Origin of the sequence: Halovivax asiaticus JCM 14624, assembly GCF_000337515.1 — an archaeon.
Classification (GTDB): Archaea; Halobacteriota; Halobacteria; order Halobacteriales; family Natrialbaceae; genus Halovivax; species Halovivax asiaticus.
Window position 1 is genome coordinate 199347 of the sequence record NZ_AOIQ01000021.1, and the last position, 26378, is coordinate 225724.

At 64.6% G+C, this 26378-nt stretch carries 29 protein-coding genes; 11 read left to right on the forward strand and 18 right to left on the reverse strand.

The annotated features are described in order from the left end of the window. Nucleotides 1–74: 74 nt before the first annotated feature. The 3 genes from C479_RS16590 (at nucleotide 75) to C479_RS13530 (ending at nucleotide 4147) form a co-directional block, all read left to right on the forward strand. Nucleotides 75–2387, forward strand: coding sequence for a BGTF surface domain-containing protein (locus C479_RS16590; RefSeq protein WP_083893868.1), 2313 nt, complete (start codon nucleotides 75–77; stop codon nucleotides 2385–2387). A gap of 175 nt (nucleotides 2388–2562) precedes the next feature. Beyond that, nucleotides 2563–3381 (forward strand): diadenylate cyclase DacZ, encoded by an 819-nt coding sequence (gene dacZ / locus C479_RS13525; RefSeq protein ID WP_007703645.1) that lies wholly within the window; start codon nucleotides 2563–2565, stop codon nucleotides 3379–3381. Between the two features lies 1 nt (nucleotide 3382). Then, nucleotides 3383–4147, forward strand: a complete 765-nt coding sequence (locus C479_RS13530) for a mechanosensitive ion channel domain-containing protein (protein ID WP_007703648.1) — start codon at nucleotides 3383–3385, stop codon at nucleotides 4145–4147. A gap of 46 nt (nucleotides 4148–4193) precedes the next feature. On the opposite strand, the gene C479_RS13535 is transcribed toward C479_RS13530, so the two are convergent. Next, entirely contained in the window at nucleotides 4194–5021 is an 828-nt protein-coding gene (locus tag C479_RS13535; RefSeq protein ID WP_007703651.1) for a nucleoside phosphorylase, read from the reverse strand. Nucleotides 5022–5077: 56 nt separating this feature from the next. On the opposite strand from C479_RS13535, the gene C479_RS13540 reads away from it, so the two are divergent. Beyond that, a complete protein-coding gene (locus C479_RS13540) occupies nucleotides 5078–5536 on the forward strand; it encodes a DUF488 family protein, N3 subclade (RefSeq protein WP_007703654.1) in 459 nt (152 codons plus the stop codon). A gap of 47 nt (nucleotides 5537–5583) precedes the next feature. Here the strand turns inward: C479_RS13540 and cdd are convergent, their stop codons facing one another. The 4 genes from cdd to C479_RS16840 all read right to left on the reverse strand — a co-directional run bounded on the left by cdd (nucleotide 5584) and on the right by C479_RS16840 (nucleotide 10093). Continuing rightward, entirely contained in the window at nucleotides 5584–5988 is a 405-nt protein-coding gene (cdd, locus tag C479_RS13545; protein ID WP_007703657.1) for a cytidine deaminase, read from the reverse strand. A 137-nt stretch (nucleotides 5989–6125) separates the two neighbouring features. Beyond that, the gene (locus C479_RS13550; protein WP_007703661.1) at nucleotides 6126–7721 is read right to left on the reverse strand and encodes a HEAT repeat domain-containing protein; all 1596 of its coding nucleotides are present in this window, start codon (nucleotides 7719–7721) and stop codon (nucleotides 6126–6128) included. A 90-nt stretch (nucleotides 7722–7811) separates the two neighbouring features. After that, complete coding sequence (locus C479_RS13555; protein WP_007703664.1) at nucleotides 7812–8180, reverse strand: hypothetical protein; 369 nt, start codon at nucleotides 8178–8180, stop codon at nucleotides 7812–7814. Between the two features lie 164 nt (nucleotides 8181–8344). Further along, nucleotides 8345–10093, reverse strand: a complete 1749-nt coding sequence (locus C479_RS16840) for a DUF2262 domain-containing protein (RefSeq protein ID WP_007703667.1) — start codon at nucleotides 10091–10093, stop codon at nucleotides 8345–8347. A gap of 127 nt (nucleotides 10094–10220) precedes the next feature. Here C479_RS16840 and C479_RS13570 point away from each other — a divergent pair, with 127 nt between their 5' ends. Further along, complete coding sequence (locus C479_RS13570; RefSeq protein WP_007703669.1) at nucleotides 10221–10481, forward strand: hypothetical protein; 261 nt, start codon at nucleotides 10221–10223, stop codon at nucleotides 10479–10481. A gap of 16 nt (nucleotides 10482–10497) precedes the next feature. Here C479_RS13570 and C479_RS13575 read toward each other — a convergent pair whose 3' ends face one another. Together C479_RS13575 and C479_RS13580 are read right to left on the reverse strand one after the other, a co-directional pair. Next, complete coding sequence (locus C479_RS13575) at nucleotides 10498–10815, reverse strand: hypothetical protein (RefSeq protein WP_007703671.1); 318 nt, start codon at nucleotides 10813–10815, stop codon at nucleotides 10498–10500. A 127-nt stretch (nucleotides 10816–10942) separates the two neighbouring features. After that, nucleotides 10943–12373, reverse strand: coding sequence for a phosphoglucosamine mutase (locus tag C479_RS13580; RefSeq protein ID WP_007703674.1), 1431 nt, complete (start codon nucleotides 12371–12373; stop codon nucleotides 10943–10945). 161 nt (nucleotides 12374–12534) lie between these two features. Between C479_RS13580 and C479_RS13585 the strand changes: the two genes are divergently transcribed. Continuing rightward, entirely contained in the window at nucleotides 12535–13242 is a 708-nt protein-coding gene (locus C479_RS13585) for a 20S proteasome subunits A/B (protein WP_007703677.1), read from the forward strand. A 1-nt stretch (nucleotide 13243) separates the two neighbouring features. Beyond that, nucleotides 13244–14014, forward strand: coding sequence for an archaeal proteasome endopeptidase complex subunit alpha (locus C479_RS13590; protein WP_007703679.1), 771 nt, complete (start codon nucleotides 13244–13246; stop codon nucleotides 14012–14014). A 62-nt stretch (nucleotides 14015–14076) separates the two neighbouring features. Here C479_RS13590 and C479_RS13595 read toward each other — a convergent pair whose 3' ends face one another. The 4 genes from C479_RS13595 to C479_RS13610 form a co-directional block, all read right to left on the reverse strand. Next, a complete protein-coding gene (locus tag C479_RS13595; RefSeq protein WP_007703681.1) occupies nucleotides 14077–15123 on the reverse strand; it encodes a DUF7351 domain-containing protein in 1047 nt (348 codons plus the stop codon). An 84-nt stretch (nucleotides 15124–15207) separates the two neighbouring features. Beyond that, nucleotides 15208–16218: an NAD(P)H-dependent flavin oxidoreductase gene (locus tag C479_RS13600; protein WP_007703683.1), complete on the reverse strand. Its 1011-nt coding sequence runs from the start codon at nucleotides 16216–16218 to the stop codon at nucleotides 15208–15210. A gap of 56 nt (nucleotides 16219–16274) precedes the next feature. After that, nucleotides 16275–16808 (reverse strand): cyclic pyranopterin monophosphate synthase MoaC, encoded by a 534-nt coding sequence (gene moaC, locus C479_RS13605; RefSeq protein ID WP_007703685.1) that lies wholly within the window; start codon nucleotides 16806–16808, stop codon nucleotides 16275–16277. Beyond that, complete coding sequence (locus tag C479_RS13610) at nucleotides 16801–18288, reverse strand: bifunctional ADP-dependent NAD(P)H-hydrate dehydratase/NAD(P)H-hydrate epimerase (RefSeq protein ID WP_007703687.1); 1488 nt, start codon at nucleotides 18286–18288, stop codon at nucleotides 16801–16803. The genes moaC and C479_RS13610 overlap by 8 nt, the downstream gene beginning before the upstream one ends. A gap of 107 nt (nucleotides 18289–18395) precedes the next feature. Between C479_RS13610 and C479_RS13615 the strand changes: the two genes are divergently transcribed. Further along, nucleotides 18396–18893, forward strand: coding sequence for a hypothetical protein (locus C479_RS13615; RefSeq protein WP_049907406.1), 498 nt, complete (start codon nucleotides 18396–18398; stop codon nucleotides 18891–18893). A 49-nt stretch (nucleotides 18894–18942) separates the two neighbouring features. On the opposite strand, the gene C479_RS13620 is transcribed toward C479_RS13615, so the two are convergent. Then, the gene (locus C479_RS13620) at nucleotides 18943–19221 is read right to left on the reverse strand and encodes an acylphosphatase (protein ID WP_007703691.1); all 279 of its coding nucleotides are present in this window, start codon (nucleotides 19219–19221) and stop codon (nucleotides 18943–18945) included. Nucleotides 19222–19349: 128 nt separating this feature from the next. Here C479_RS13620 and C479_RS13625 point away from each other — a divergent pair, with 128 nt between their 5' ends. After that, nucleotides 19350–20357, forward strand: a complete 1008-nt coding sequence (locus C479_RS13625) for a hypothetical protein (RefSeq protein ID WP_007703693.1) — start codon at nucleotides 19350–19352, stop codon at nucleotides 20355–20357. Nucleotides 20358–20412: 55 nt separating this feature from the next. Here the strand turns inward: C479_RS13625 and C479_RS13630 are convergent, their stop codons facing one another. After that, nucleotides 20413–20730 (reverse strand): hypothetical protein, encoded by a 318-nt coding sequence (locus C479_RS13630; protein WP_007703694.1) that lies wholly within the window; start codon nucleotides 20728–20730, stop codon nucleotides 20413–20415. An 81-nt stretch (nucleotides 20731–20811) separates the two neighbouring features. Then, nucleotides 20812–21705 (reverse strand): DNA-3-methyladenine glycosylase family protein, encoded by an 894-nt coding sequence (locus C479_RS13635; protein ID WP_049907408.1) that lies wholly within the window; start codon nucleotides 21703–21705, stop codon nucleotides 20812–20814. Between the two features lie 142 nt (nucleotides 21706–21847). On the opposite strand from C479_RS13635, the gene C479_RS13640 reads away from it, so the two are divergent. After that, nucleotides 21848–22327, forward strand: coding sequence for a DUF555 domain-containing protein (locus C479_RS13640; protein ID WP_007703696.1), 480 nt, complete (start codon nucleotides 21848–21850; stop codon nucleotides 22325–22327). Nucleotides 22328–22483: 156 nt separating this feature from the next. On the opposite strand, the gene C479_RS13645 is transcribed toward C479_RS13640, so the two are convergent. The 4 genes from C479_RS13645 to C479_RS13660 all read right to left on the reverse strand — a co-directional run bounded on the left by C479_RS13645 (nucleotide 22484) and on the right by C479_RS13660 (nucleotide 24899). Then, a complete protein-coding gene (locus C479_RS13645; protein ID WP_007703697.1) occupies nucleotides 22484–22723 on the reverse strand; it encodes a UPF0058 family protein in 240 nt (79 codons plus the stop codon). 461 nt (nucleotides 22724–23184) lie between these two features. After that, the gene (locus C479_RS13650) at nucleotides 23185–23364 is read right to left on the reverse strand and encodes a DUF7836 family putative zinc-binding protein (protein ID WP_049907328.1); all 180 of its coding nucleotides are present in this window, start codon (nucleotides 23362–23364) and stop codon (nucleotides 23185–23187) included. An 88-nt stretch (nucleotides 23365–23452) separates the two neighbouring features. Next, nucleotides 23453–24424 carry a transcription initiation factor IIB gene (locus C479_RS13655; RefSeq protein WP_007703700.1) on the reverse strand — a complete coding sequence of 324 codons (972 nt, stop codon included), beginning with the start codon at nucleotides 24422–24424 and terminating at the stop codon, nucleotides 23453–23455. Between the two features lie 190 nt (nucleotides 24425–24614). Beyond that, nucleotides 24615–24899 (reverse strand): DUF357 domain-containing protein, encoded by a 285-nt coding sequence (locus C479_RS13660; protein WP_007703713.1) that lies wholly within the window; start codon nucleotides 24897–24899, stop codon nucleotides 24615–24617. Between the two features lie 117 nt (nucleotides 24900–25016). Here C479_RS13660 and C479_RS13665 point away from each other — a divergent pair, with 117 nt between their 5' ends. Further along, nucleotides 25017–26345, forward strand: a complete 1329-nt coding sequence (locus C479_RS13665; RefSeq protein WP_007703714.1) for an FAD-dependent oxidoreductase — start codon at nucleotides 25017–25019, stop codon at nucleotides 26343–26345. Nucleotides 26346–26378: the final 33 nt, after the last annotated feature.

Sequence of the window (26378 nt, forward strand, 5' to 3'; positions counted from 1 at the left end):
GCCGGGCGGACGGGAGGTGAACGATCCCGGCGCATGGATCGCTACCGAAGCGAAACGACACAACACGATACAACATGACACAAGACACGACATCAGTGCGCGAGAAAGGACGTGCAGTCGTCCTGGCCGCGCTTATGGTGCTTTCTGTTGTCGCGATGGGCGCAGCGTTCGCTGCACCTGCCGCCGCAGATTCACCGGACGACGTGAACCTGAACGGCAACAGTTTCTGGGAAGGCGAAGAGGTAACGTTCAATGCAATTGAAGGCAGCTCCCTGTCGGGTGACAAAGTAATTGTCACCGCCGACAATGGCGACGGATCCGTTGTCAAGGAACTGCCAGTGAATAATGGTAACGCCACTCTCGACACCGGTGCCATCGGAACCGGCACCTTCGAAGTGGCAGATGGGAGTAATACGACGTCGATCACTGTCAGCGATCAGGATCTGACTCTTGAACCGGAGTTCGACTCCGTCTCACAGGGCGACTCCCTTGAGATTTCTGTCGATTCCGCACGAACAGGGTACAACCTTACTCTGACCGCTGATGGACTCTCGACTTCGGATCTTGCTAACGCGCTTGGCGCTGAAGCAAGTGACGAAGACGACTACGTTCTGATCCAGGACGTCAGTAGTACTGACTCCATCACCATTGACTCTTCCTCACTTAACCAGGAAGAGTACAACGTCAGTGCCGGCGTTGAGGATACTGACGCAGAGGATTCGTTCTCCTTTGAGGTCACCGAGCAGTCCGACACAAACATCGAATTCGGTAACGATGGCACCGCAACGGGTGTCCTCGGCGACCACAACACGATCACGGTCAACACGGACGACGCGTCCAGTGTTAACCTGAGCGTCACGTGGACCCCGGATAACGAGGAAATCACGATCTTCAACGGAACTGTCACTGCTAACAGTAACTCCGACCAGGTCAAGATTCCCGTCAACACTCACGAACTTCTGAAGGGCGCGACCCAGGACGAGCTCATCGGTGAGGAGTCCGGTGGTTCCTTCGCCCTCGATTACGCGATGAACGCGTCCGCCGATTACGACTCCTCGCCGGCCGAGGTCTGGAGCATGACCTCGTCCTTCGACATGGAGCTGACCCAGGGTGGGAGCAACGAGGACCGCGGTCTCTTCCGCGTCACTGACCGCTCCACCGAGAGTCTCAGCACCTACGCGATCTCGCAGGACGCCTACGACGAGATCTCGGGCGGAAATAACATTGCTGCAGTCGCAGAACACGGTACGGCAACCGACGGTACGATCGCCGAAGGTGACGTTCTCGTCACCGTCGTCGAAGGTACCGGCTTCTTCGGCTACGCTGAGAACCTCAGCGAAAACGGTGTCGAGCTCGGCATCACGCACACTAACCCCGGCTTCGGCGGTGACGAAGTGACCCTTGACCAGCTCAACAATGGTCTCGTCACCAACGAAAGCGCCGGCCAGATGGCCGCCTTCTACCAGATTCCGGAGGACAACGAGTCCAACGAGTTCAACGTGACCTTCGACGTCTACTCGGAGGACGACGTTGATGAAGGCGAGGCTTTCAACCCGTACACTGACACGACCGAATCGTTCAGTGAATCCTTCACTGTCGAAGAGCCGACCCTCTCGTTCGACTCCGACAAGTACGAGGTCGCTCCTGAAGAAGGCCAGGAGATTACCGGCACGACCAACATCGCGCCTGGAAACGAGATCCGCGTCGAAGCAGGCGCCTACGGTGACAACGGCTTCGTCGAGGACGGCACCGGTGTCGTTCAGGATGACGGATCCTGGGCCGCTGCAATCGACTTCTCCGGTGAGGTCCAGGACACCGAGTTCGACCTGGAAGCTACGAACCGGGCCTACGATGACTACGCCGACGACGGCAAACTCGTCGACGAAGCAGAGGGTGTCATCGGAGAGGACGTCGGTGCAACGCCGTCTCTCAGCATCTCGACTGACGTTCCGTCTGAGGTTGCTGTCGACGAAGACGCAACCCTGACGGTGACGGTCGAGAACAAGGCTGATTCCGGCACGGCAGCGGGTAACATCTCCATCACCGTCGACGGTGAGGAGGTTACGTCCGAGGAACTCGAACTCGAAGCCGGTGGCTCGCAGGAGTTCACCGCTGACTTCGACACCAGCTCCGCTGGTGACATCGAGTACTCCGTCACCACGACCGGTGACGACGGCGATCAGGACGACTCCACGTCCGGTACGCTCACCGTTGCTGAGGAAGACCCCGGAACCGGTGACGAGTCTGAAGGCTCTGGCGACGACGACGAAGGCGACGACGAAGGCGGTGACTCCGACGACGGCGAAGGGTCCCCCGGCTTCGGCGTTGCTGTCGCACTGGTCGCCCTGCTGAGCGCGGCGATGCTGGCGCTCCGCCGTCAGGACTAACGACCACTAACCACTCGGAACGCTCCGAGTTCGCGATTTCATTTTTATCGACGCTATGTCCGAGAGCGGTTGCACTGGCGCGCGGTTTGACCGACGGCGTCCGTTCGACGCGGGTCAGTCGCACGTCAGACGCGCTCCCAAACGCTTATTCGAGCGCACACGGGTTGTACGCATAATGGACGGGCTCGACGACGTGTTTGGCGAGATCTACGACGACGTCGACGCACTCGTACTCTTCTCCCCGAGTGGGTCGTACTACGAACGAGTGGCGCCGCTCGAAGACGACGGCCTCGACGTCATCGTCGTGGGAACCGAGAACACCGTCGGCGCCGACCCCTTTGTCGAGTTGCCGCTCGAATTTTCGGCGGTGGCCGAGCGAGTCCGCTTCGGTCTCGAAGGCGCGTTAGAACAGGGAATCATCGAGGGTGGGGATGTCCTCGCCTGCGCGACGAGCGTGTTCGACGGCGGGATCGATACCGTCTCTCGGGTGCGTGCCAACGCGGAAGACCAGCTCGGGCTGTACGACCTCTTCTCGAAGTCCCGGGCCGACGCCGACGTCATCAAGGCCGTCTTCGAGGTGGCGATCAACCTCGGGAAGAAAGGCCAGAAGGGAAAGCCGGTCGGGGCGCTGTTCGTCGTCGGCGACGCGGGCAACGTGATGAACAAGTCCCGGCCGCTGTCGTACAACCCCTTCGAGAAATCACACGTCCACGTCGGCGACCCCATCGTCACCGTCATGCTGAAGGAATTCTCCCGTCTGGACGGGGCCTTCGTCATCTCGGATTCGGGGAAGATCGTCTCCGCCTACCGGTATCTGGAACCCGCCGCGGAGGGCGTCGACATCCCGAAGGGACTCGGCGCGCGTCACATGGCCGCCGGGGCGATCACGCGCGACACGAACTCGATCGCCGTCGTCCTCTCCGAGAGCGACGGCATGGTGCGAGCGTTCAAGGCCGGTGAATTGATCCTGGAGGTCGACCCGGAGGCGTACTGACATGGAAGTACAGGCGTTTTTGGAGGAGCCGGCAGTCATCGCCGTGGCGGTGCTGGCACTGGGAGTCGTGGTCGGCTACCTCGTCGGCCGATTGAACGAGGAACTGCTCACGGCCGCGGGCGTCCCCGACGCCGTCGAGGGGACCCCTTTCGAGCGGAGCGCCCAGAGTCTGGGCACCTCGACCGTCCAGATCGTCGCCCGATTGAGTTCCTGGTTCGTCTACGGGATCGCGGCGCTGACAGCGATCCACATCGCCCAGCTGATCGACACCGATCGGTTCTGGGCCGACGTGACGCTCTTTCTCCCGCAACTGTTCGTCGCCATCCTGGTGCTCGTCGTCGGGTTCATCGTCGCCGACAAGGCGGAGCTGATGGTCGGTGAGTACCTCCGGAGCGTGAAACTGCCGGAGGCGTCGCTCATCCCGCGGGTGGTGAAGTACTCCATCCTCTACGTCGTGATCCTCATCGCGCTCGCGCAGGTCGGCGTCAACGTCCTCGCGCTGCTCGTCTTGCTCATCGTCTACTCTGCGGGCATCGTCATCGTGGGCGCCTTCGCGTTCAAGGACTTCCTCGTCTCCAGTGCGGTCGGCATCTACCTTCTGCTCAATCAGCCCTACGGCATCGGCGATCGCATCCGAATCGGCGATCGCTCGGGGATCGTCCAGGAGGTCGATATCTTCGTGACGATCGTCGAAAGCGAGGACGAGCAGTACGTCATCCCCAATCGGCAGGTGTTCGACGCGGGGATCGTAAAACTGCGCGAGTGAGCAGCGGCTGGCTCGGCCGACGCTTACCGGTCGGTCCATTGGCCACTTACTCGATCGAGAGCCCGGCGTGCCAGCGTTCGACACCCGCCTCCGCTTTCCGTTCGTCCATCTTCGCGAGGAGGGCGGCCGCCAACGATGCCGTCTCGGCCGCGCGTGATTCGCCCGTCACACTGAACTCGCCGCCGTCACGGTCCGCGTAGACGGTGCAGACGGCGCCGCCGCGCAGTCCGTAGATGGATGCGAGCGTCAGGATCGCACTCGCTTCCATCTCGACGTTCGTGACGTTGGCCTCGCTGAGTTCGTCGATGAGCCTCTCGGCGCCGGCGGCTTCGAACCCCTCGAACCCGGGTCGACCCTGACCCGCGTAGAACGAGTCGGTACTCGCGGTGAGTCCGGTGTGATAGTCGTAGCCGAGCCGCTCCGCGGCGGCGACGAGCGCACTCACGACCTCGTGATCGGCGACCGCCGGGTAGTCCTCGCGGACGTACTCGTCGCTGGTCCCCTCTTGACGGACGGCGCCGGTCGTGATGACGAGGTCGCCGACGGAAACGTCCGGTTGGATCGCACCACAGGAGCCGACGCGAATGAACGTCTCGCAGCCGACGCGCGCGAGTTCTTCGACGGCGATGGCGGCCGACGGGCTACCGATACCGGTCGAGGTGACCGAGATGGGCGCCCCGTCGTACCGACCCGTCGCGGTCCGGTACTCGCGGTGGTGGGCGACGTCGTCGTACTCGTTCCAGCACTCGACGATCCGGTCGATCCGCTCGGGATTCCCCGGTAGAAGCACCGTCTCGGCCACGTCTGCCGGGCCGACGTCGACGTGGTACTGCGTCTCGGCGTTCGGATCTTCGCTGTCCGGTCGGTCTGTCATCGGTCGCACGATTGGCGGGCCCGGAGTATATACCTGATCCGACCTTAGTGTTGGCGATGACGGATTCGGGCTCGACTCCCGGCTCGCTCAGCGATACGTACGTCGCGGCGATCCAGCACGACCTGGCCTCGCTGCCGCCGGAGTCGACGCTGGTCGGCGTGGTACGCCGCCCGACCGGCTGGTTCCACGGGGCCGTCGACGAGAACGTCCCGCAGCTGGCCCCGCCGGCGGATCTACTGGAGGAGACGAAACGAGCGGAGACGGATCTGAAGCGCCGCGGGATCTGCGACGAGGAAGCGCACAACGCCGCCTGGGACCAGGTCGGATTCGAGTCCCGCTACGAAGCCCACCTCGACTCGTCTGCCGACACACAGGAGGCGATCGACGCTCTCGCGGACCGACTCCGTGACGGTGAGTCGATCACCCTGGTCTGTTTCGAGAACACGGCGAAGAAACGCTGTCACCGGACGACGCTCCGTGAACGTCTCGAAGACCATCTGGAGCGAACTGAGTAACCTGCGAGAGCTCACAGCGTCGGTGCGCGAATCGGCCAGATTTCGGCCTAGTCGAGGTCGGATTCACTCATCGCGGCCGGGAGCAACTCGCCGAGCGTGTACGTCGTGACGATCGGCGTTCCCGACTCGTCGTCGCCTTCGTCGCAGGCGATCACGAGGTCGTCGTCACAGAATTCAGCGAGGGTCTGGCGACACATTCCGCACGGAGTCACGCCGTCACGACGACTCGAACTGACCGCCAGCCGAGCGAACTCGTGGGAGCCGTTCTTGACGGCCTCGGCGATCGCCACCTCCTCGGCGTGGAGACTGTTCGAGAAGTTCACGTTCTCGAGGTTGCACCCCGTGAAGACGGTCCCGTCGGCGGTCTCGAGGGCGGCACCCACGCGATACTCGGAGTAGGGGACGTGTGAGGCAGCCTGGACCTCCCTGGCGGCTTTGATTAGGTCGTCCATGCCTTTCGGTAGTTCGAGAGTGGACAAGAAACCGCCGACCGAAGCGGAGTCGATTCGCTGGAACGGTAAGAGACGTACGGGTAACGGAGGGGAATTGGATCGTGGACAAAAAAGAAGACTCCGGGATCGGGGTGGTCTCAGTCGGACTCGACGTACGCCCGTAGGTCCGTGGGGTCGTGGTCGATGACCTCGGGCCGGACCGAGTGATTTTCCAGCAGTGCGGCCGCAGCCGCCGATCGCACGGTCTCGTCCTCATCGTCGAGGAGCTCCCCCAACAACTCCGCGTCCGTCTGATTGAGTCTCGAGTGAGCGGCGTACACCGTCCCGTAGGCTTCGGCAGCCGCGGCACGGACGGCGGGACTGTCGTCCTCGAAGTAGCTTTCCAGATCCTCGATCAGGAGCCAGGCGACGTCACCGTCGACGGGTCCGATGGTGCCGACCGCCGACGCGAGGGCCAGCCGCTCGTCCGCCGACTCGGCGTCTTCGAAGCGAGCGCGTGACTCGGCGGCCACGAGCGCTACCACGGCAGTCTCCGCTGCCTCGAACCGGTCGACTGCGTCAGCAGTTTCAGACTCGTCCCCGCCGGCGAGTAGCAGACTACAAATTTCATCGGCCTCAGTCGCCAGGCCGGGATCGACTGCGTCGATAGTCTGCAGCGCGCCGACGGCCTCGGTACGTGCCCGCATGTGTTCGTCTTCGAGGAGATCCGTCAGTTCGTTCACGGCGGGGCGAACCGCTTCGGGATGCTCTCGCCCAATCGCTGTGAGTGCTTTCCCAGCCTGAACGCGGCCGACCTCGCTGGGGCTGGCGAGTCCGGACTGGAGTTCCTCGACGGCGGGGACGACCGCGTCGGGACGGGCCGTCGCGATCGTTGCCAGTTCGGTGATCGTCCAGGTGTATTCGGGTGGAAACTCGCCGTCTCCGCCTTTCTCCTCGAGGATGCCCCGCAGTGCCGCGACGATGCGGGGTGCGTCGCCTTCGTACACCTCCGCCAGCGTCCTGAGCGTACTCAAAATAGTCATCCATACCTGTCCACTGATATCGTAGTCCGCCGGCAGGAGTTCGAGGACGTCGTCGACGACGGGGTGCACCGCATCCGGATGCGTTTTCGCGACGCTCCTGAGCGTACTGGCCGCACGGGTACGTACTCGCCAGCGGTCGTCGTTCAGGCACGCCCGCAGGTCGTCGATCGGTAACTCGATGGCCTCGGGCTGCTCGGATGAGATCGTGTCCAGAAGCGACGTCGCGTGTTCCCGGATCGTCCCGTTATCGTCGTCCAGACAGTTCCTGTAATCGTCCGCGAGGGGAACCAACAGCTCGGGGTGTTCCCATTCCAACTCCGTGAGTGCGAACGCAGCGGCTTCGCGAACCGACTCGTCGCTGTCGCCGAGGCGGTCCTGGAGGGTATCGACGGCGGGCCGGATCGTCGTCGGGTTCAGCTCGCGACCGACATCCGCTAGCCCTTCTGCGGCGGCTTCGCGGACCGGTCTGGGCTGGTCCAAACAGTACCATAGCAACACGTCGACGACTTCCTCGGTCCGATCCTCGTCGATGATTCCGACGGAAGCGAGCCCGTGGAGGACGTGTTCTCGATCCCGGGTATCCTCGACCGCGAGCAGCTCACGGAACTCCTCGAATTCGGCGTCGCCGGCCGTCCCGTCCTCGAACTCCGCCTTCAATTCGAGTGCGCTGTCTACCGTGTCTGAGGCCGAGAATGGGTACTCGTCGGACATGACCTTGGCTAATACAATCTGCCGGCAGTGATATATCTCTGGATGTGACTGTGTACGTGTCGATGCATGAATCCGACTACTTTGGCGTCGCTATCGCCATTTCGCGACGGGCCCACCGACTTCCCGCCGGTCGAGATCGATCTCGTGTTGCCAGAGACTTTCGCCGCGGTGCGGTGGGTCGTGGGCCAGCACCATCGTCACATCGAGGTCGCCCACGATACTCGAGACCAGGGTGTAGAGGTCGACTCCGTCGGGCGTGGTGTACTCGAAGGTGTCCCGCCCAGATCCAGCGGCCCCCAGCACCCGGATCGTTCCCTCGACACTCGCGGTGACGACTACGTCCTTCGCCGCGGAATATTCGGCGTGGACCAGCCCGGGAAGCGTCACGGACACCGATTCCCCTTCGTATTCCCACGTTAGCGTCGTCGATTCGTCGTCGGTTATCTCTTCGATGTGCATCCAATCAGTCTCGATACTTTCTTCTTCCACGTTCGGATAGGCTGATGATACCGACGCCGGTCGACAGCTATCACCATCGAGGGCCTCATCGGGGTCGATGTGATGCCGGCGAGAAAACGTATCGCGCCGGAAGTCATTCACGTCACTGCCAGTCGACGGGACAGTCACAGATACGCCCTGGTAATTCCAGCCGAGAGGGAGCCACTGACCTTGATTCTGTGGCCGAAGAACAGGTCGTTATCGTAATGCCAGAACGTGAAACCATCGTCGCGTTCGATGCTGACGGTTTTCAGTTCCATTCTGTGCTTGAACTCCTCGGCGGTCACTGTGTCCTCGTCCGATTCGGTCCAGGCGACGTTCTTCAGTTCGAGCAACTCGTCGATGGCGTACTCCTGAATCTTTTTTGTCCACAATGACTGGTCATCCCACAGCTCTTTCGCCACGGCGAGGCCGGACAGCCCGTCGCTGGTCTCGGAGCGCGGGAGGATCAACTCTACCTCGTTGCTGTTCCACTCGGCGGCCGTGGAATACCTGTTCCCTGTCGACGTTGTTTCGAACGTCCCGAACCGCTCGTCCTCGACGGTTTTGAGGTCCTGCGATTGTGCGGATTCGGGGGACTCGTCGACCATCACCGTTCGAGACGGCCCAGTGAGATATAATTCCACTGGTGCCTGCCAACAGTCAACTCCGTCTAACCCATCGTTTCCTAGGTGAGGAAACCGACCCAACTCTGTCTGTGTTCTGGGTGCTGCGAGCGGTCGCGTTCGTTGTACACGACGTACAGCCCGTTCCGTGTCGAAACGAGGCGATCGATGTCGGCGTGGTGACTTTCGATGGGGGTATCCTGTGGGACCATCGGGGGTAGCAGAGACGAGTTCCGGTGCCGAATCGGGAGCGCGGACGACGAACCGATAGTCCGTCAGCGTTCCGTCGGTGTCGAACCAGGCGAGCCACGGGAGCGACCCGCCACCATAGAGCGCAGTTCCCGAAAGTAGATATCCGTCGTCGAGTGCGATTGCATCCCGTCCGAAATTGCTTGTCGCTGCGAATCCAGTGGCTCGATCGAGCAGGATCTCGCCGTCGGCATCGATGACGAGCAATCTGGCGTCGTTCGCATCCGATCGTTCCCACGCCTTCCCGGCGATGACGCTCGCGCCAGCACGGGGCTGGTCACTGTCCATGGGGCCGTTGGTGGCTGAGCCGTGCTCGTGCGGGGCGATGCTGTCGAGCGTGTCGGAACTTCCAGTCTCGGCGTAGTAGTACTCGCTGTGTTCGGTGGCTCCATTGGGTGAAACCCACGTAACGGCTGAGCCGCTGACGTATCTGAGTGTGCCCGGTTCGTCGGCGACGAGCGACTTGCAGTCGGTGCCGGCGCACCGTTCGCGCCAGCGTTCGGAGCCATCGTCGACGTCAGCGGCGAGCAGCCAATTGCTGGATCCGTACACTCGCTCCCAGGAATCCGGCGACCGTCGGGAGTAGCTGCCGGTCTGGCCGCCGGCGACGACGCCGTCCGGGGCCGTAACCACCGTCTCGAAGCTGTCTCCGGAACCGGACGGGTACTCCTGTTCCCACCGACGGACGCCAGCGGTCGTCATCGACGCCAGCCAGGATGGCGGATCCTCCTCGGGCTGATCCGTGTCGGTCGACAGACTCTTTCCAGCGACGACCGGGCCACTCGGGGTTACCGTGACGGCCTTCGGCCGTCGATTTCGGCCCCAAGGGTACTCCCAGTCGACGGTCCCGCCCGGACCGAGCCGCTGCAGGAAGCCACCGAATCCATCGCCAGTGCGGTCCCCCACATCGTACCAGCCGACGGCGTACAGCCCATCGTCACCGGCCAGCGCTGCGTCTGTCCCGAACCGTTCACGCTCAGACCCGAGGCGAGTCCACCACTGCACTGTCGGCTTGTCCATCATCGCACACCGCCGCGGACTGTCCCACCGAACTGGGGGAGAAACATGTCCAAAGAGGCGAATAGCGAGCGCAAAAGCCTTCGCTTCTGTCGGAACTGTTTACTCCGTGTCGGCTCTCGACCGACCAATGCGGGTGCTCGACCGGAAACGATACGCCTACGTCTTGCTGGCTCGCGATGGGGAGTGGATTCTCACGTTCTTGCTCGGCGGGCCCGTCGAGCTCGATGTCTCCGTCCGATTGACGACCGCGGAGGTCACCGCGATCGAAGCCGGCGACACGTCGGCCGCCGACCTGGTCGAGCGATTCAAGGCCGATCGTTCGGCCTACGAAGGCAGACGGATCACGCCGGCGGTCCGGCCCGGAACGGACGACGCGTCCGGGGTGTAACCTGCCTGCCGTGTCGTCAGCGTTCTTCCGTCTCGAGCGTCGTATGCCTGTTCATCGTTCGGACGAAGTCCGTCTCCTCGATCGCAGTCAATGACTCGTGGCTCGAGAGTTCCGCGAGCAGCCACTCGCCGGCACAGTCCTCGATGAATTCGGTCCACTCCGCGACCCGGAACTCCTCGAAGTCGTAGAAGGAACCACCGAGTCCGTGGCCCTTGCCCTGCAAGAGGCTGATCTCTTCGTCCTCGAAGGAGAGCCTGAGTTCTTTCGGCCACTCGGAACTGTGGGGGCTGTCGGCATCGTGATCCGGACTGGAGATGACGTAGTAGGTTGCCATGGGGGGTATGTGGGTCGGATAGCAGTGTGTGGGTCAGATAGCAGTGTGGCGATTCGAGACTGTGTGTCGGTGCTGTCGGGCCTTCCTCCAGAGTAATCAATATAGACTGGGTGACCGGTCGTCGTCCTCAGTTGCCGACCGCCGTTTCGATCGCGTCTCGGACCTCGGCCACGACCTCGTCAACCTCGTCGCTCTCGGCGTACAGCCGCACGTAGGGTTCCGTCCCGCTCGGTCTGACGAGTACCCACGAAGCGTCGGGCAACTCGATCCTGATGCCGTACTCCGTTTCGACCGTGCCCGCTGGGAATCGCTCCGGTAGGCTCGTTTCGAGCTGCGACATGGCTGCTTCTTTCCGCTCGTCCGGACAGGGAACGCTCACCTTCCGGTAGGGTCGTTCGGTGGCCGGATCCCGGAGCGTCGCGACGTCGCCGGCCGCGGCGACGAGTGCGGCGACGACGGCGGCGCTCGCGACGCCGTCGATCCAGCCGCCGAACGCCGGGTGGATGTGCTTCCAGGGTTCGGCCGCGAAGACGACGGCCGTCTCCGCATCCGCCCCGGCACGGACGCGAGCGATCCCCTCGTGGAGCGCACCCAGGTGCACGCGTTCGACGCGGCCGCCGGCGGCGCCCACCAGTTCGTCGATCCGTGCCGAGGCGTTCGGTGTCGTCACGACGACGGGGTCGCCGGCGCTCGACGACTCGACGTAGTGGGCTGCGACGACGGCGAGGATCGTATCCTCGTGGACGACGTCGCCGTCCGGGCCGCAGACGACGAGGCGGTCCGCGTCCCCGTCGTGAGCGAGGCCGAGGTCGAAGTCGCCGTCGGCGAGGAACGCCCGCAGGTCGGACAGGGTTTCCGGCGTCGGTTTACTCTCTCTGGCCGGGAAGTGGCCGTCGACGTTCGCGTTGAGCGCGGTCACGGCGGCACCGAGGCGATCGAGCACCTGTGGGGTAGCCTCCCCGCCGACGCCGCTTCCACAATCGATCGCGATCGACAGGTCGGCGAGCGGCCGTGCGCCGGTCTGTTCTGCCCCGGTCTCCCCCGGTGGTTGCCCGTCGAACTGTTCGCGGACGTAGGTACAGACGGCCTCACGGTAGGACGTGAGGACGTCGGCGCGTTCGATCGTCCCCCACCGATCCCAGGCTGCCGTCTCAGCGGTCTCCACGGTGGCCTCGATCTCACGTTCGGCGTCGCGATCGAACTCGACGCCGTCGTCGAAGAGCTTGATCCCGTTGTCGGCTGGCGGATTGTGGCTCGCGGTGATCATCACGCCGAATCGGCCCTGTGACGCGGACGCAAGTGCTGGCGTTGGAACCTGGCCGACTCGCCGAACCCTCGCTCCGGCGCTCGCAAGTCCTGCGGCCATCGCTGCGGCAAGGGGCTCGCTCGTCTCCCGACCGTCGTACCCGAGCACGACGGTCGGCGAGTCGGGTCCTCCTCCCGAGTCGGCCGTTCCGTCGACCGTCCGTCCGACGGCCTGGCCGACCGAGAGGGCGAGTGCGGGCGTGACCTCGGTTGCGACCGGTCCGCGGATTCCCGCGGTCCCGAACAGCGTCATGCGACTGGGTTGCGCGAGCACGTACTTAGACCCACTGACCCTCGTACGTCGGGGCGTCGGACGCTACTCCCACGGGACGGCTCGCCACGATCGTTCGTTCCTGCCGCCGGCTAAAATATATTTTAGCTAACACATAATGGGCGCGGGGTCTTCCTGCAGGTATGATCGAACGATCGGGTGAAAATCCCGCAGGAACAGCGCACGAGTCGGCGAACGAGTTCTCCACGGGGACGACGATCGTCGCTCTCGGCGGCGACGACGGGGTCGTTCTTGGTGCGGACGCTCGCGTGAGTCTGGGCGGACGCTTCGTGACCAATCGGTCGGCGCGGAAGGTCGAACCGATCGGAGAGCGCGCGGCCGTCGCCTTTTCCGGCGGCGTCAGCGATGCGCAGTCGGTGGTCGATCAGTTGCGGACTGAACGCCAGCTCTACAAACTCGATCACGGGCGTCCGATGCCGACTGATGCGCTCGCGACGACGGCAGGTCGACTGATCCGCAACGGACAGTTCCGCTCGATCGGGCTGTTACTCGGCGGGGTCGACGAGTCGGCCGTCTACTGGATCGACGGCGGTGGCGGTGTCATGCGAGACGCGTACGCGGCCAATGGCAGCGGGATGCAACTGGCCTACGGTGCCCTCGAAGGCGCGTACGAACCGGCCCGGCCGGTGTCCGACCTGCGACCGATCGCCGCCGACGCCCTGGCGGCCGCCGCCGAACGGGACGTCGCCAGCGGGGACGGGATGACGATCACGACGATCACCGGCGAGGGCCTCTCCGAGCGACGGACGAACGGCCTCGGTCGGGAGGCGCTTGCCGGAGCGGATGGAGCGAGCTCGGCTCCCGACACCGCGGACGAGGAGGTGGCCTGAGATGGACGACACTCGCAGGCAGGCCTACGACCGCGGTCAGACGATTTTCTCGCCGGATGGTCGCCTCTACCAGGTGGAGTACGCCCGGGAGGCGGTCGAACGCGGATCACCCGCCGTCGGCGTTCGCGCGGCCGACGGCGTCGTCCTCGCAGCCAGAAAGCGACGCGCCTCGCCGCTGCTCGAGGCGGACTCGGTGGCGAAACTTCACCGGATCGACGATCATATCGCGATCGCGTCGGCGGGCCACGCTGCCGATGCCCGCCAGCTCGTCGATCGCGCCCGGGTCGCCGCCCAGCGCCACCGTCTCCGATACGGGGAGCCGGCGCCCGTCGAATCGGTGACCACGTCGCTCGCGGATCACATCCAGGAGTCCACCCAGACCGGCGGGACGCGTCCCTACGGAACGGCGCTCCTGATCGCGGGCATCGACCAGAACGGTGCTGGGGGTTCGACGGCACAGTCTGGCGCCGGCTCGGCCGGTCAGCTCTTCGAACTCGATCCGAGCGGGACGCCGTACGGCTGGCGTGCCGTCGGGATCGGCGAAGGCTCGACGACGATCAGAGAGTCCTTCGAGTCCTCACTCGACCCGGCGGCCGCGGACATCGAAACCACGGTCGATGATGCCGTGACCACGGCGCTCGACGGACTCGCTGCGGATGACGACGAGCCCGACCCGGATGCCTACGAGTGCCTGACGATCGAACCGGGCCCGAAAGTGACGACCCGATCGACGGACGAAATCGCGACGGTTCTCGAAGAGACGGCGTCGTAGCGGTTCTCGCGACGAACGCAGGCTGCGGGTTCGTCGCAGTGTTTGACACGACGTTGGGTTCCTTACGCGACGTCGGCTTCCGGTGCCACGTCCGACCCGGCCGTCGTCGTATCGCACTCGTTCCGTTCGGTGTCGGCCGCCTCCGCACGGATCCGGCGAGAGGCGACGACGGTGCACTCGCCGTCTACGTAGCACTCCACGGTTTCGTCGTCCAGCGTGACCGCCACGCGGACGGCCATCGGGTCGTGCGACAGCGGCGTCTCGGTCCACTCGCGCCCGATGTTCCAGATCGGGCGCTGGTCGATCGACTCGTCGTGCTCGTGGTAGAACGCCACGAATTCGGGGTGATCGAGCAGCGTCAGCGCGACGGGACACCGGAGCCCGTATCCACACGCCGTACAGGTGAACGACGCCTGCACCGGGTCCGGGACGGACTCGCGGGCTGGTTCGTCGCCGGGGTCTGGGCGAACCACGTCGAGACGCGACTCGACGGGGCCGCCACACTCGGGACAGACGCCGTCACCGAGGTGGGCGATGCGGTGTCGGTGGTGGCGATCGAAGGCGGTGGGGAGGTCGTCGCCGTGGGCGTCGAGCCCGGCCGGCGGAAAGTCCATCCGGAGGATCGACCGCTCACACGCCTCGCAGGTAATGGCCACTTCGTTGTCGTCGATAGCGGCGACGAGTTCCTGGTCCCGACAGAACGGGCACGGATCGTCGACGGTGACTGACTGGCGGTCGACCTGGTGCGTGTACGTGCCGGATTCGATGGCGCGGGCGGCGCGTCTGCCGGTCGCGGTCAGCGCGTACCCCTCCTCAGTCTTCGAGAGGTACGGCCCGACCAGTTCGTCGATGTGGTAGGCGAAGCCGGCCGTCGTATCGACGGCCGAGGTTTCGAAGAGCGTCGAGAACGAGACGCGACCCGCGTTGGCTTCGTCGTCGGTCCGATCGCGAATCGCCCGGAGAATTCCCGTGCGGACGTCGTTTCCCAGCGCCTGGAACGCCTCGCTCGGGTCGGTGACGTGGACGGATTCCTCGACCGTGCCGGCCGTTGTTGGCAGCGCTTCGTCGCCACCCGCTCCCGTGTCGGCGTCCGGATCCACGTCTGTCATGCCCGTCGTTACGTGTGGGCGAAAAAGTACCTTCTGCCCGTGGGCGTGCAAGCGCCACCATGGTCAGGACGCGCCGTCGCACAATCACTGCTGCTGGCCGGCCGGAAGTGAGTCGATTGCGGCCGCCGTCTCCGTGACGAGTTCGGTGACGATATCGCCAGCCGGTTGGCATCGATCGACGAGACCGGTACTCTGTCCGGCGTACAGTGCCATTTCGTCGATGGTCCCATCGACCGCTGGTGTCGCAAGCGCCTCGTCGTACCGTTCGATCGGTTCGTCCTCGTCGCTCGTCGCGATCACGTCGGATTCGCCCGGACGCTCGCCAGGGGGTGGCCGACCCGCCGCCTCCCACCGCTCGATCGTTTCGGACTGCAGCACCCGGTGGCTCGTTCCGGGCCAGCCTTTGTCGTAGAGTGTCGTCAGTCGCGTCTCGGTTTCGTTGGCATCGAACACCCGCCTTCGATACCGGTCGTGAACGTTCGCCTCCGTCGCGCCGAGAAATCGGGTCCCCAGCCAGGCCCCGTCGGCACCGAGCGCCAGCACGCCGGCGATTCCACGGCCGTCTGCGATACCGCCGGCCGCGACGATCGGGGCGTCGACGGCGTCGGCCACCCGTGGGACGAGCGCGGTCGTCGCGACCTCGCTCTGGACGTGGCCGCCTGCCTCGATCCCCTGCGTTGCGACGACGTCGACGCCGGAGTCGACAGCCCGTCGTGCTGCCTCCTGACTCCCGACGGTCTGGATCGCCAGCGCACCGGCGTCGTGGACCTGCTCGACGAACGGTGCCGCGTCGCCGAAGGAGAACGAGACGATGGGTGCACCGGCGGCGAGTGCCGTTTCCACGTGCGCGGCGGTCGGCCGTTCGGTTGCTGCGTCGTCGAGAACGAGGTTGACCGCGAACGGCGCGTCCGTCCGGGTTGCGGTTTCCTCGATGACTCGTCGCGTTTCGTCGTGGTCGCGCCACGTGACGGCGAGGTGACCGAGACCGCCCGCGTTCGAGACGGCGGCAGCGAGTGCCGGCGTGGTTGCACTGCCGATCGGGGCCTGGACGATCGGCGCTTCGATGCCGAGTTCCTCGGTGAGCGCGGTCTCCATGTCCTGTCAGATTCCGCCGTCGATACGAAGGTTTCGCTCTCGCGGTTCGACGCCCGTCAGTCCCGGTCGACTCGCACTTTCCGTTTCTCGACGACGCGGACGTCCTCGATCCGCGCCTCCGGGTACTGTCCGTCTTCGTCTTTCTCGGCCGCCTTGACCATGTCCCAGACGACGGTCAGTCCGGTCGTCACGCCCTGGAGGGCCTCCATCTCGCAGCCGGTCGTGCCGGTCGTCTCCACGGTGACGGTGAGCGTAACGGCGTCGTCGTCCAAATCGACGTCCGTCTCCACGTTCGTGATCGGTATCTGGTGACACATGGGGACCGTCTCCCAGGTGTGCTTGACGGCCTGGATCGCCCCGACGCGTGCGGTCGAGAGCACGTCCCCTTTGCCGACCTCGTCCGCCCGAATTGCCTCGACCGTGGACGGTTGAATTCGGATCTTCCCGGTGGCGACCGCCCGCCGCTTCGATTCGGGTTTCTCACCCACGTCGACCATCTGGACGTCTCCGCCCTCCGTCGTGTGCGTGAGGTCCGTCGATGCGGGCTCGTCTGCAGTGTGACGGGCCTGGTCCGGTTCCTCGTCAGTCATCACTCTCACCCCACAGGACGCCGGGGATCTCGGTCAGCAGGTCCGAGGCCGTTATTCCGAGTCCGCCGCTGCCGCCCCACCGGTCGGCGAGCACTTCGCCGGCGCGGCCGTTGACGTACGCCGCGGCGCAGGCGGCCTCGAACGGGTCGGCGTGTTCGAGCAGCCCCGCTGTGATCCCGGCGAGTAGATCTCCGGTGCCGCCGACAGCCATGCCGGGGACGCCGACGCGCGCGATCCGGGTCCGTTCGCCGTCCGAAACCACGTCGTCGGCCCCTTTCACGAGCACGACGTGGCCGAGGTCCGCGGCGAACGCCTCGATCTCGTCGGTGATGGCCGCCATTTCGTCGCGGCCGCTACGAGGCTCGTCGAAAGCCGGGCCGCCCATCCGTTCGAGTTCGCGGGCGTTCGGCGTACAGACCAGCGTCGCCTCCGTCTCGAGATCGGGCACGATCGAGAGCGCTTCCGCGTCGACGATTGCGGGGCCGGTGTAGGCTTCGAGGAACTGCCGGGCCGCCGCGAGGCTCTCGTCGGCGCTGCCGAGGCCGGGGCCGAGGACGACCACGTCGTCGTACCGTTCGGCCGTTTCGACGAGTTCGTCGACGTGGTCGGGTGTCAGTCGGTCGCCGTCGTAGGGCTGGACGATGAGGTCCGCGGCGTAGCCCTGAATCTCGTCTGCGACCCCGGTGGGGGCTGCGACGAACGAGAGTTCCATCCCGGCTCGCAGGGCCGCCTGGGCGGCGAGCGCCGGAGCGCCGGTGTACGGCCCGCCACCGACGACGTAGGCCCGACCGGTTCGCGACGTCGGCTGTGCGAGGCCGACGTCGCCGGGACCGACCAACCGCTCGGCTGCGGCCGGAATGCCGATGTCCGCGACCCGACAGTCGGCGTCGAGTTCGGGGAGGCCCGGCTTTATGTCGTGAAACGTGACGACGTAGTCGGCCCCGACCGGGTTCGCGTTTGCGTCCGGGTCGGTCGCGTCGAAGCCCGAGGGAACGTCGACCGAGACGACCGTCGCGTTCGATGCGGCCATCGCTTCGGCGGCCGTCGCTGCGGGTTCTCGCATGGCCCCGCTGATACCGGTCCCGAGCATGGCGTCGACGACGACGTCGGCCGGAGGGAGCGAGAACGCGGTCGAGTCTCGTACCTCGCGGACGTCTGCATCGGCTGCGACGAGCGCGTCCCAGTTTCGTCGGGCCACATCGGTCCCGATCCGGTCGGCTCGTCCCAGGAGGTGCGTTTCGACGTGCTCGATGTTCGACTCGCCCATTGGCTCGCCGCCGTCGAGAAACCGGGCGGTGACGAACCCGTCTCCGCCGTTGTTCCCGCGACCGGCGACCACCACGACCGTCGAGTCCGGTGGGGCGACCTCGCGAACGAGCCGGGCGACCGCGTTTCCGCTGGATTCCATCAACTGGGCCTGCGAAACGCCCAGGGCCGCGGCGTTTTCGTCGACGGCGGCCATCCGTCTGCCGGTGAGCATACCCGCCGATTCGGCCGACGTGGCGAAAAACGTGTGGGACGGTGGCGGTCGATTCGACTGGCGGTCCGGACGAAACCCTTTCGACCGCAGATCGGCTAGGTTGGAACGTGAACGTCTTCTGGCTGGACGAGTCGCCCGAACTGGCCGCCCGGTATCACTGCGACCAGCACGTCAACAAGATGCTCCTCGAAGCGGCGCAGGTCCTCTGCACTGCGGCTCGCCAGAACGGGTACGAACGGGACTTTCTGTATCAGGCCACCCACACGGACCACCCGGTCACCAGCTGGGCGACCGAGTCGCGGGCCAACTGGCTGGAATTGCGCGACCACGCGAGCGCCCTCAACGCGGAGTTCAAAGCGCGATACGATCACGACGACGATCACAAAAGCTGGACGGTGATCGACCGGATCGACCCCGACGCGATCGACTTTCCGGGGTCAGCGCCGACGCCGAAACCGCAGGCCATGCCGGCGGAGTACCGAGACCCGGACGATCCGGTCGCGGCCTATCGGGCGTACTACGCCGGCGAGAAGGCCGAGTGGGCGGAGTGGGATCACACAGACGAACCGCCGTGGCTCGACCGGTATCGGACCGCGGACGATTGATCACGGTGACGACTTCGCATCGACGCCCGTCCGTCACTGCTGGTTGCGCTTAATATTCGATCTCGAACCCATCCTCGCCCTGCGGCTCCCCGTACTCGACCGTTACGTCGTCGACGTCGGCGGCGGGGCTGCCCTCGTGGCACCACTCGACAATTCCCTCGACGGCGTCCTCGGGACCCTCGAAGATGGCCTCGACGCGGCCGTCGTCCAGATTTGTCACCCAGCCGTCGACACCCCGCTCCCTGGCGGTGTCACGGGTAGTCGCCCGGTAGTAGACGCCCTGGACCGTGCCGCTGACGAACATGTGTGCGCGAGTCCGATCGCTCATACGGGCCGATTCGCGTGCCGGTGCAAAAAATCCACGTCGGGACCGGACCGTCGTTCCCCCTCGTCGGCTGACACGTCTCTCATTGGAGGACCGACAGGCCGACAACGATCCAGTCCCTACGCTGGCCAGTGTCACGCCGCGTCACGCACCGGGACGGGATCCACTTCGACCTCGATCGCCACGTCGTCGCCGACGCTCGCAGTACCGCAGGCGACGTCAACGTCGTGAGCCACGCCCACGCCGACCACACGTTCAGTTCCAGTCCCGGGACGGTCGTTTGCTCGGCCGAGACGGCGGCGATCGCGACCGCCCGGACGGGCGTCGAGTTCGACTCGGTTTCCGCTGCGCCGGGCGTCGAGCTGGTTCCGGCAGGGCACGTCGTCGGGTCGCGAGCGGCCGTCATCGAGGCCGCAGACGGGACCCGGTACTGTTACACCGGTGACTTCTCGACCCGGGACCGGGCCTACCTCGAGGGATTCGATCCGGCGGCCCTCGACGTCGACGTCCTGGTGATGGAGACCACCTACGGTCATCCTCGCTACCGGCTTCCCGACCAGGCCGACCTCGAAGCGTCGATCCATCACTGGATCCGGGACCACCCCGATCGGCCGCTGTTTCTCTTTGGTTATTCGCTCGGCCGCGCCCAGAAATTGCAGTGGCTCGCCGCCGAGGCGACGGAACGGCGAATCCTCGTCTCGCGGACGATCGACGAGGTCAACCGGGCGATCGAGTCCTCGACGGACATTGCGTTCGCCGGCGAGCCTGTCGACGGCGGTTCGATATCGGAGCTGCAACCGGAGGCCCTCACCGACGAGATCGTCGTCGTCCCGTCGAACCAGTCTCGTCGCGACTGGATCGATGCGATCGCCGACGAGACGGGAGCGCTGAAGGCGGGCTTCTCCGGGTGGGCGGTCGAAGACTCGTTCCTGTATCGCGGCGACTACGACGTCACCTTCCCGCTGACCGATCACTGTGATTTCGACGAACTGATAGAGACGGTGCGGTCGACCGATCCGGAGCTCGTGTACACGCAGCACGGGTTCGACGAGCAGTTCGCCGACGTGCTCGCAACAGAATACGGGTACACCGCCCGGCCGCTGAAGCGGGATCAGACGGCGCTTGCTGATTTCGGGTGAGTTGGGCAGCCGATCCTGACTGTCATTCGACCGGTAATCTACTCCTGTCGACTGATCAGTTCGATGTCTTCGTGTCGTCCCGCCGTGCCCCGCGGATCGCACGGACCGCAAAGAAGACGGTCCCGAGGGTGAAGACGAGCCAGCCGACAGAGGAGGCTGTCGGTTCGAGCACCAGTACGGCTGCACACCCGAGGCCGAGTACGCCGACGGCGATGACGTTCGTCCCGACGACGTTCGCGAGTGCTTCGTCGTCGGTGACCGTGTCTGGGTCGTAGCCGGCGACGAGTTCGACCATCCCGGCGTATTTGATTAGCGCACCGAGGATGAAGACGAGCAGGCCGGCCCCAGCGAGCCCGAACGCCGCACTGTCCATACGTGTCAGCACGCCGTCCGGTCAAAAATGCCTGTCGCTCGCGAAGCCGCGTACCCCCGACCGCTGGGCTGTCCCGACCGATCAGTCCACGGTCGCTTCACCTGTGCGGAGGTGGTGAAAAACGTACGTCTGGGCGTACCCCGCGTACGTACCACCGAAGCGCTCCCGGATCGCTCGCGAGGTCTTGGCGTAGGAGCCGTGATCGCAGTCGGGGTAGTACGTGGCGATGGCCTTGCGGATCCAGGTGTCGAGCGGCACCGCCTCGTCGAACTCGAGGGCGAAGAGGCAAATGCAGTCGGCGACCTTCTCGCCGACGCCGACGAATCGGGTGAGGTATTCGCGGGCCTCCTCGTACGGGAGGTCGCGAGCGTCCGCGGGGTGGCCCTCACCGTCGGCGACCATCCGTGCCGTTTCGACCACGTAGGGTGCGCGGTAGCCCAGTCCGAGGTCGCGCAACTCGGATTCGGTCGCCGCGGCGAGTTGGTCCGGCGTCGGGAAGTCGTGGTAGGTCCGGCCGTCGAACTCGATCTGGGTCCCGTACTCCGTCGCGAGCGTCGTCACCATCTCGTTGATCCGTTCGACGCGCATCTGTGCCGAACAGATGAACGCGATCAGTGTGTCGAACGGTGGATCCGTGACGAGTCGCAATCCGCGATGGGTCGCGTAGGCATCTTCGACGAGCGTGTCGTCGGGCGCATCCGCGACGATCGCTGGAAGGTCGTCGTCGAGCCGAAGTCGGCGTCGCAGTATCGGTTCGGCGTCGGTCGTCGACTCCCACTCGAGACCGTCATCGGTCGATCTGACGCGGACGACTTCGCCGTCGATCGCGAGTTCGTACCAGGCCTCCGGCGCCCGGCTGCCGGCGTACAGTTCGCCGTCGCTACGCGTCCAGCGGTACGTCTGGCCGCTCTCGATCGTGAGATAACAGTTGATCCCGCCGTCGAGTTCTGTGTGCGGAATCGTCCCGGTTTCCATCGACTGCTCCGAGCGCCGCGACCGGCTTTTGCCTTTCGAGACGCCGACGACTCGATCGCGATGGGTACCGCGGAGTGGCGGTCCGTAGCGACAGTCGACAATCAGGCGAACCTTCATACTGCATGCGACCGAATACCGAGGTATGGATTGCAGGGTCGTCGTCGAGGCTGCCGTGCCGGTGTTCGACGTGGAAACACCGGATGAAGCGATTCGGATCGCGATTTCGAAGACGGGAGAACTGTTGAACCCTGACCTGAACTACGTCGAAATCTCCATGGGCGAGCGAACCACCCCCTCGGGGGAGGAGTTGCCCCCGGCGTTCATCGCTGCCGACGAAGCCCTCGTCGCACTCGAACTCGAGATGACCGTGTTCAACGTCGAACGCGACGAACACGCCGCTCGCATTGCCCGCAAGGAGATCGGCCAACGACTCGAGAATATTCCGTTAGAGGTGCTCGTCGTCGAAGAACTCCCCGACGAATCCGAGTCGGACGAGTCGTCGGCGGAAGCTGAGTCGACGGCGTCTGAACAGACGACGAACGCGAGTGAGAGCGAGTCGTCGACCTCGTCGGACGACGACGATGACGACGTGCTTCCGGAGTTCGACGAGTTGCTCGACTGACTACCGTCGGCCGACCACTTCGGTAGCTGGCCCCTACTGCGTTCGATACCCCTCGAACGAAGCCCCCAATCCGCTGGTTGTACAACAGAACGCGACCGTGTGCGCACCCGGCAATGTCGCCACTGCGCTGTCTGGCCGAGACGCCGCAGGAAGTGCTTAATCCGCAGTCGCAGCGACCGTTTCGGTCTCTTCCGATTCGGTCATATTTTCCGTAATTCCGTTCGCAATCGCAAAAACAGCATCCTTGTGGTCGGTTTTTGATTTGTGGATCGATGTCGGCCGAATCCCGAGTGACTCGTATGTCGAGAGATCGATCGTGCAGTCGTCCCAGGCTCGGCACTGGTTCGATACCTCGGCAAGAAGCCCGTGAAGGTGAATGAGTTCCTGCTTCTTCATAACCATCCCAGTCTACCAACTGCAGGGTTATATTATTATCCTGAGGCTCGTTACCACGCTTCTCTATCTCTCGCGAGTCACTGTCACGACTATCTGCTGTTTTTCGGCACTCCCTACCGCCCTCGTATCACCGGACGACGACGTGGTAATACGGAATTTATTGCCGGTCACGACGGATTTCTCCACACTTCACTCGTCTCGATCCGCTCGAACGGTGCCGTGCTCGTAACTCACACGCTCCAAATAGTGTCTATCACCGCGTCCGTCGCCCGCTCATCTCTGGCACCGGTGTGAGTCCTCATTGGTCGCCGTCGTCCGGCCCTCGTCTCGTCGTCCGATCCTCGTCTGTCACTGTCGCTGTGTCCTCGTCCGGTGCCGTCGTCCAGCCTGCAGTGGTATCTCCGTCTGTCGGTGTCGTTTCCTGCGTGTCGAGATGGGCGGGCCGGATGTGGTGATGCGCGTTAGCCGAGGGTCTTCAGCGTTCGGAGGTCTCGATCCGTGCGAGTAAATTCGGCTGTTCGCCTGCTCGCGTGACAGTTCGGACAGTGAAAGAGGTCTGCGGGGGCGGGGAGATCCGTCGGCGCTTGCTGCCAGTCTTTGGTACACTCCGGACAGAGTAATTGCACGCTCGTCTCGTCCATGTCACGCTAGTACACACCACTACCCAAAAACGTTGTCGTCACCTAACTGGTTCGTCCCCGATCGGCGTGTGCTCTCAAGCGGCCGTGATCAGGCCGGTGCGGCCATCTCCGAGGCTTCGAGGAGTTCCTTGTACCGGTTACGGATCGTCACTTCGGAGATGTTCGCCACTTCGCTGACCTCGTTCTGGGTTACCTTCTCGTTCGTGAGCAAGGCCGCGGCGTAGACCGCTGCCGCGGCGAGTCCGACCGGACTCTTGCCCGAGTGGACGCCGTCACCGCGGGCCGACTCGAGGAGCTCACGCGAGGTCCGTTCGGTCTCTTCCGAGAGGTCCAGATCGCTGATGAACCGGGGCACGTAGTGTTCCGGATCGGCGGGCTTGACCTCGAGGGAGAGCTCGCGGACGATGTACCGGTAGGTTCGCGTGAGTTCCATGCGGTCGACGCGGCTGACCTGCGAGATCTCGTCGAGGCTGCGCGGCGTGCCGGCCTGTCGGGCGGCGGCGTACAGCGACGACGTGGCGACACCCTCGATGGAGCGGCCGGGGAGGAGGTCCTCCTCGAGCGCGCGGCGGTAGATGACCGATGCGGTCTCGCGAACGTTCTCCGGCAGGCCGAGCGCGCTGGCCATCCGGTCGATCTCACCGAGGGCCTGCTTCAGGTTGCGCTCCTTGGAGTCGCGGGTACGGAAGCGCTCGTTCCAGGTGCGCAGGCGCTGCATCTTCTGGCGCTGACGGCTCGACAGCGACTTGCCGTAGGCGTCCTTGTTCTGCCAGCCGATGTTGGTCGACAGGCCCTGGTCGTGCATCATGTTCGTCGTCGGGGCACCGACGCGGGACTTCTGGTCACGTTCGGAGCTGTCGAACGCGCGCCACTCCGGGCCGCGATCGATCTCATCTTCTTCGACGACCAGTCCGCAGTCGGCACAGACGGTCTCGGCGTGCTCTTCGTCGGAGACGAGTTGCCCGCCGCACTCGGGACAGCGTTCTTGCTCCTCGCCCCGCTCGGTCTCTTCCTCCCGCGTCGTTTCGTCCGTGTAGGTTCTGATTCGTGTTTCTGTCATCGTAGATCGGGTGCGTTACTCGGTGCTCCCGGGTGGGAAATCCAGAAGAAACCCGGTCACCCCAGCTAACATATGGTAAGGGTGAAAAGCACTTAAAGGTTTCGCCCATTATATAAGTATCTCGCCGATTCGGTTAAGTAGCTTTCGTATATACGACGATCGATCGTGATGGTCTCGACGGCGTGCTCACTCAGACCGTAAAGAGGTGTCCCTCGGTCGGAACGTCGAAGAGGCCGATCCGCGCGCCGGCATCGAGCCAGGCGTGCCCGTAGGAAAACGCCGCCAGTGCGTTGACCAGATCGTCGTCGTCTCGGAAGTGGCGGCCGTCTTCGAGGTAGGAGTCGGCCATCTCCCGGCACTCGGCCGCGGCAGCTTCCATCGGTGTCCCCGGCGGTGGTGCGATCGTCGCGGCGTCCAGCGCCTCCGCGAGTAGCCCCTCGTAGCGATCGGTCTTCTCCGTGAGGTCAGCGGCCATACGAGAGTACTCGACAGTCTGGGCCGTAAGCCCGTCGGCTCAATCCAGTGGCCCGGTTCTCGGCCGATACTGCCACCGAACGCAAGGCGTTTAGGATCCGTCCCCCTATACGCGGTCATGAGCGAGACCGCCCGAGTCGAGATTTACACGAAGGAGGCGTGTCCCTACTGCGTGAAGGCGATGGATCTCTTCGACGAGAAGGGAGTCGAGTACGAGACGTACAACGTGACCGGCGACGACGAACTGTTCGAGGAGATGGTCAAACGGGCCGACGGCCGACAGACTGCACCCGAAGTGTTCGTCGACGACGAGCTCGTCGGCGGCTGGGACGAGACGAGCGCGCTCGAAGAGACGGGCGAACTCGACGAGAAACTCGGGCTGGTGACCGACGGCGGGAGCGACGACGGCGAGGTGCTCGAACATCGGCCACTCATCATCACCGGGACGGGTATCGCCGGACTCACCGCGGCGATCTACGCCGCCCGATCGAACAACGAGCCACTGGTCATCGAGGGTGACGAACCCGGCGGCCAGCTCACTCTGACGACAGACGTCGCGAACTACCCGGGCTTCCCGGACGGTATCAACGGAACCGAACTGGTGAACAACATGAAAGAACAGGCTCGCCAGTTCGGCGCCGAAACGCGAAACGGGATCGTCGAATCGGTCGACGCGAGCGATCGGCCGTTCCGCGTCGAACTCACGAACGGTGACGTCTACACGGCGGACGCGATCATCGCCGCGTCGGGAGCCAGCGCGCGCACCCTGGGGATTCCCGGCGAGGACGAACTCATGGGTTACGGCCTCTCGACGTGTGCGACCTGCGACGGCGCGTTCTTCCGCGGCGAGGACATGCTCGTCGTCGGCGGCGGCGACGCGGCCATGGAGGAAGCGACCTTCCTCACGAAGTTCGCCGACACGGTCTATCTCGTCCACCGTCGCGAGGGCTTTCGCGCGGAAGACTACTGGATCGATCGTGTTCAGGAGCAGGTCGATGCCGGCGACATCGAGATCATGACGAACACGGAACTGACCGAGATCCACGGCTCGCAGGAAGACGGCGTCGACCACGCCACACTGGTCGAACATCCCGAGGGCCACCCGACAGAAAAACTGGACGACCCGGACACCGAGGAGTTCGACTTCGACGTCGGTGCCGTCTTCTTCGCCATCGGCCACACGCCAAACACCGACTACCTCGCTGACACTGGCGTCGAGACCGACGACGAGGGCTACCTCATCACCGAAGGTGGTGACGGCGCCGGGCAAACCAGAACCGGGGTGCCCGGAATTTTCGGCGCCGGCGACGTCGTCGACTACCATTACCAACAGGCCGTAACGGCTGCCGGAATGGGATCGAAGGCCGCCCTCGACGCCGACGAGTATCTAGAGGAACTGGAGCGCGAGTCCACACCCGAAGCCGAAGCCGCCGCGGCGGACGACTAAGCCGGCCCGACGCTTTCAGTTGTCCACTCGAAA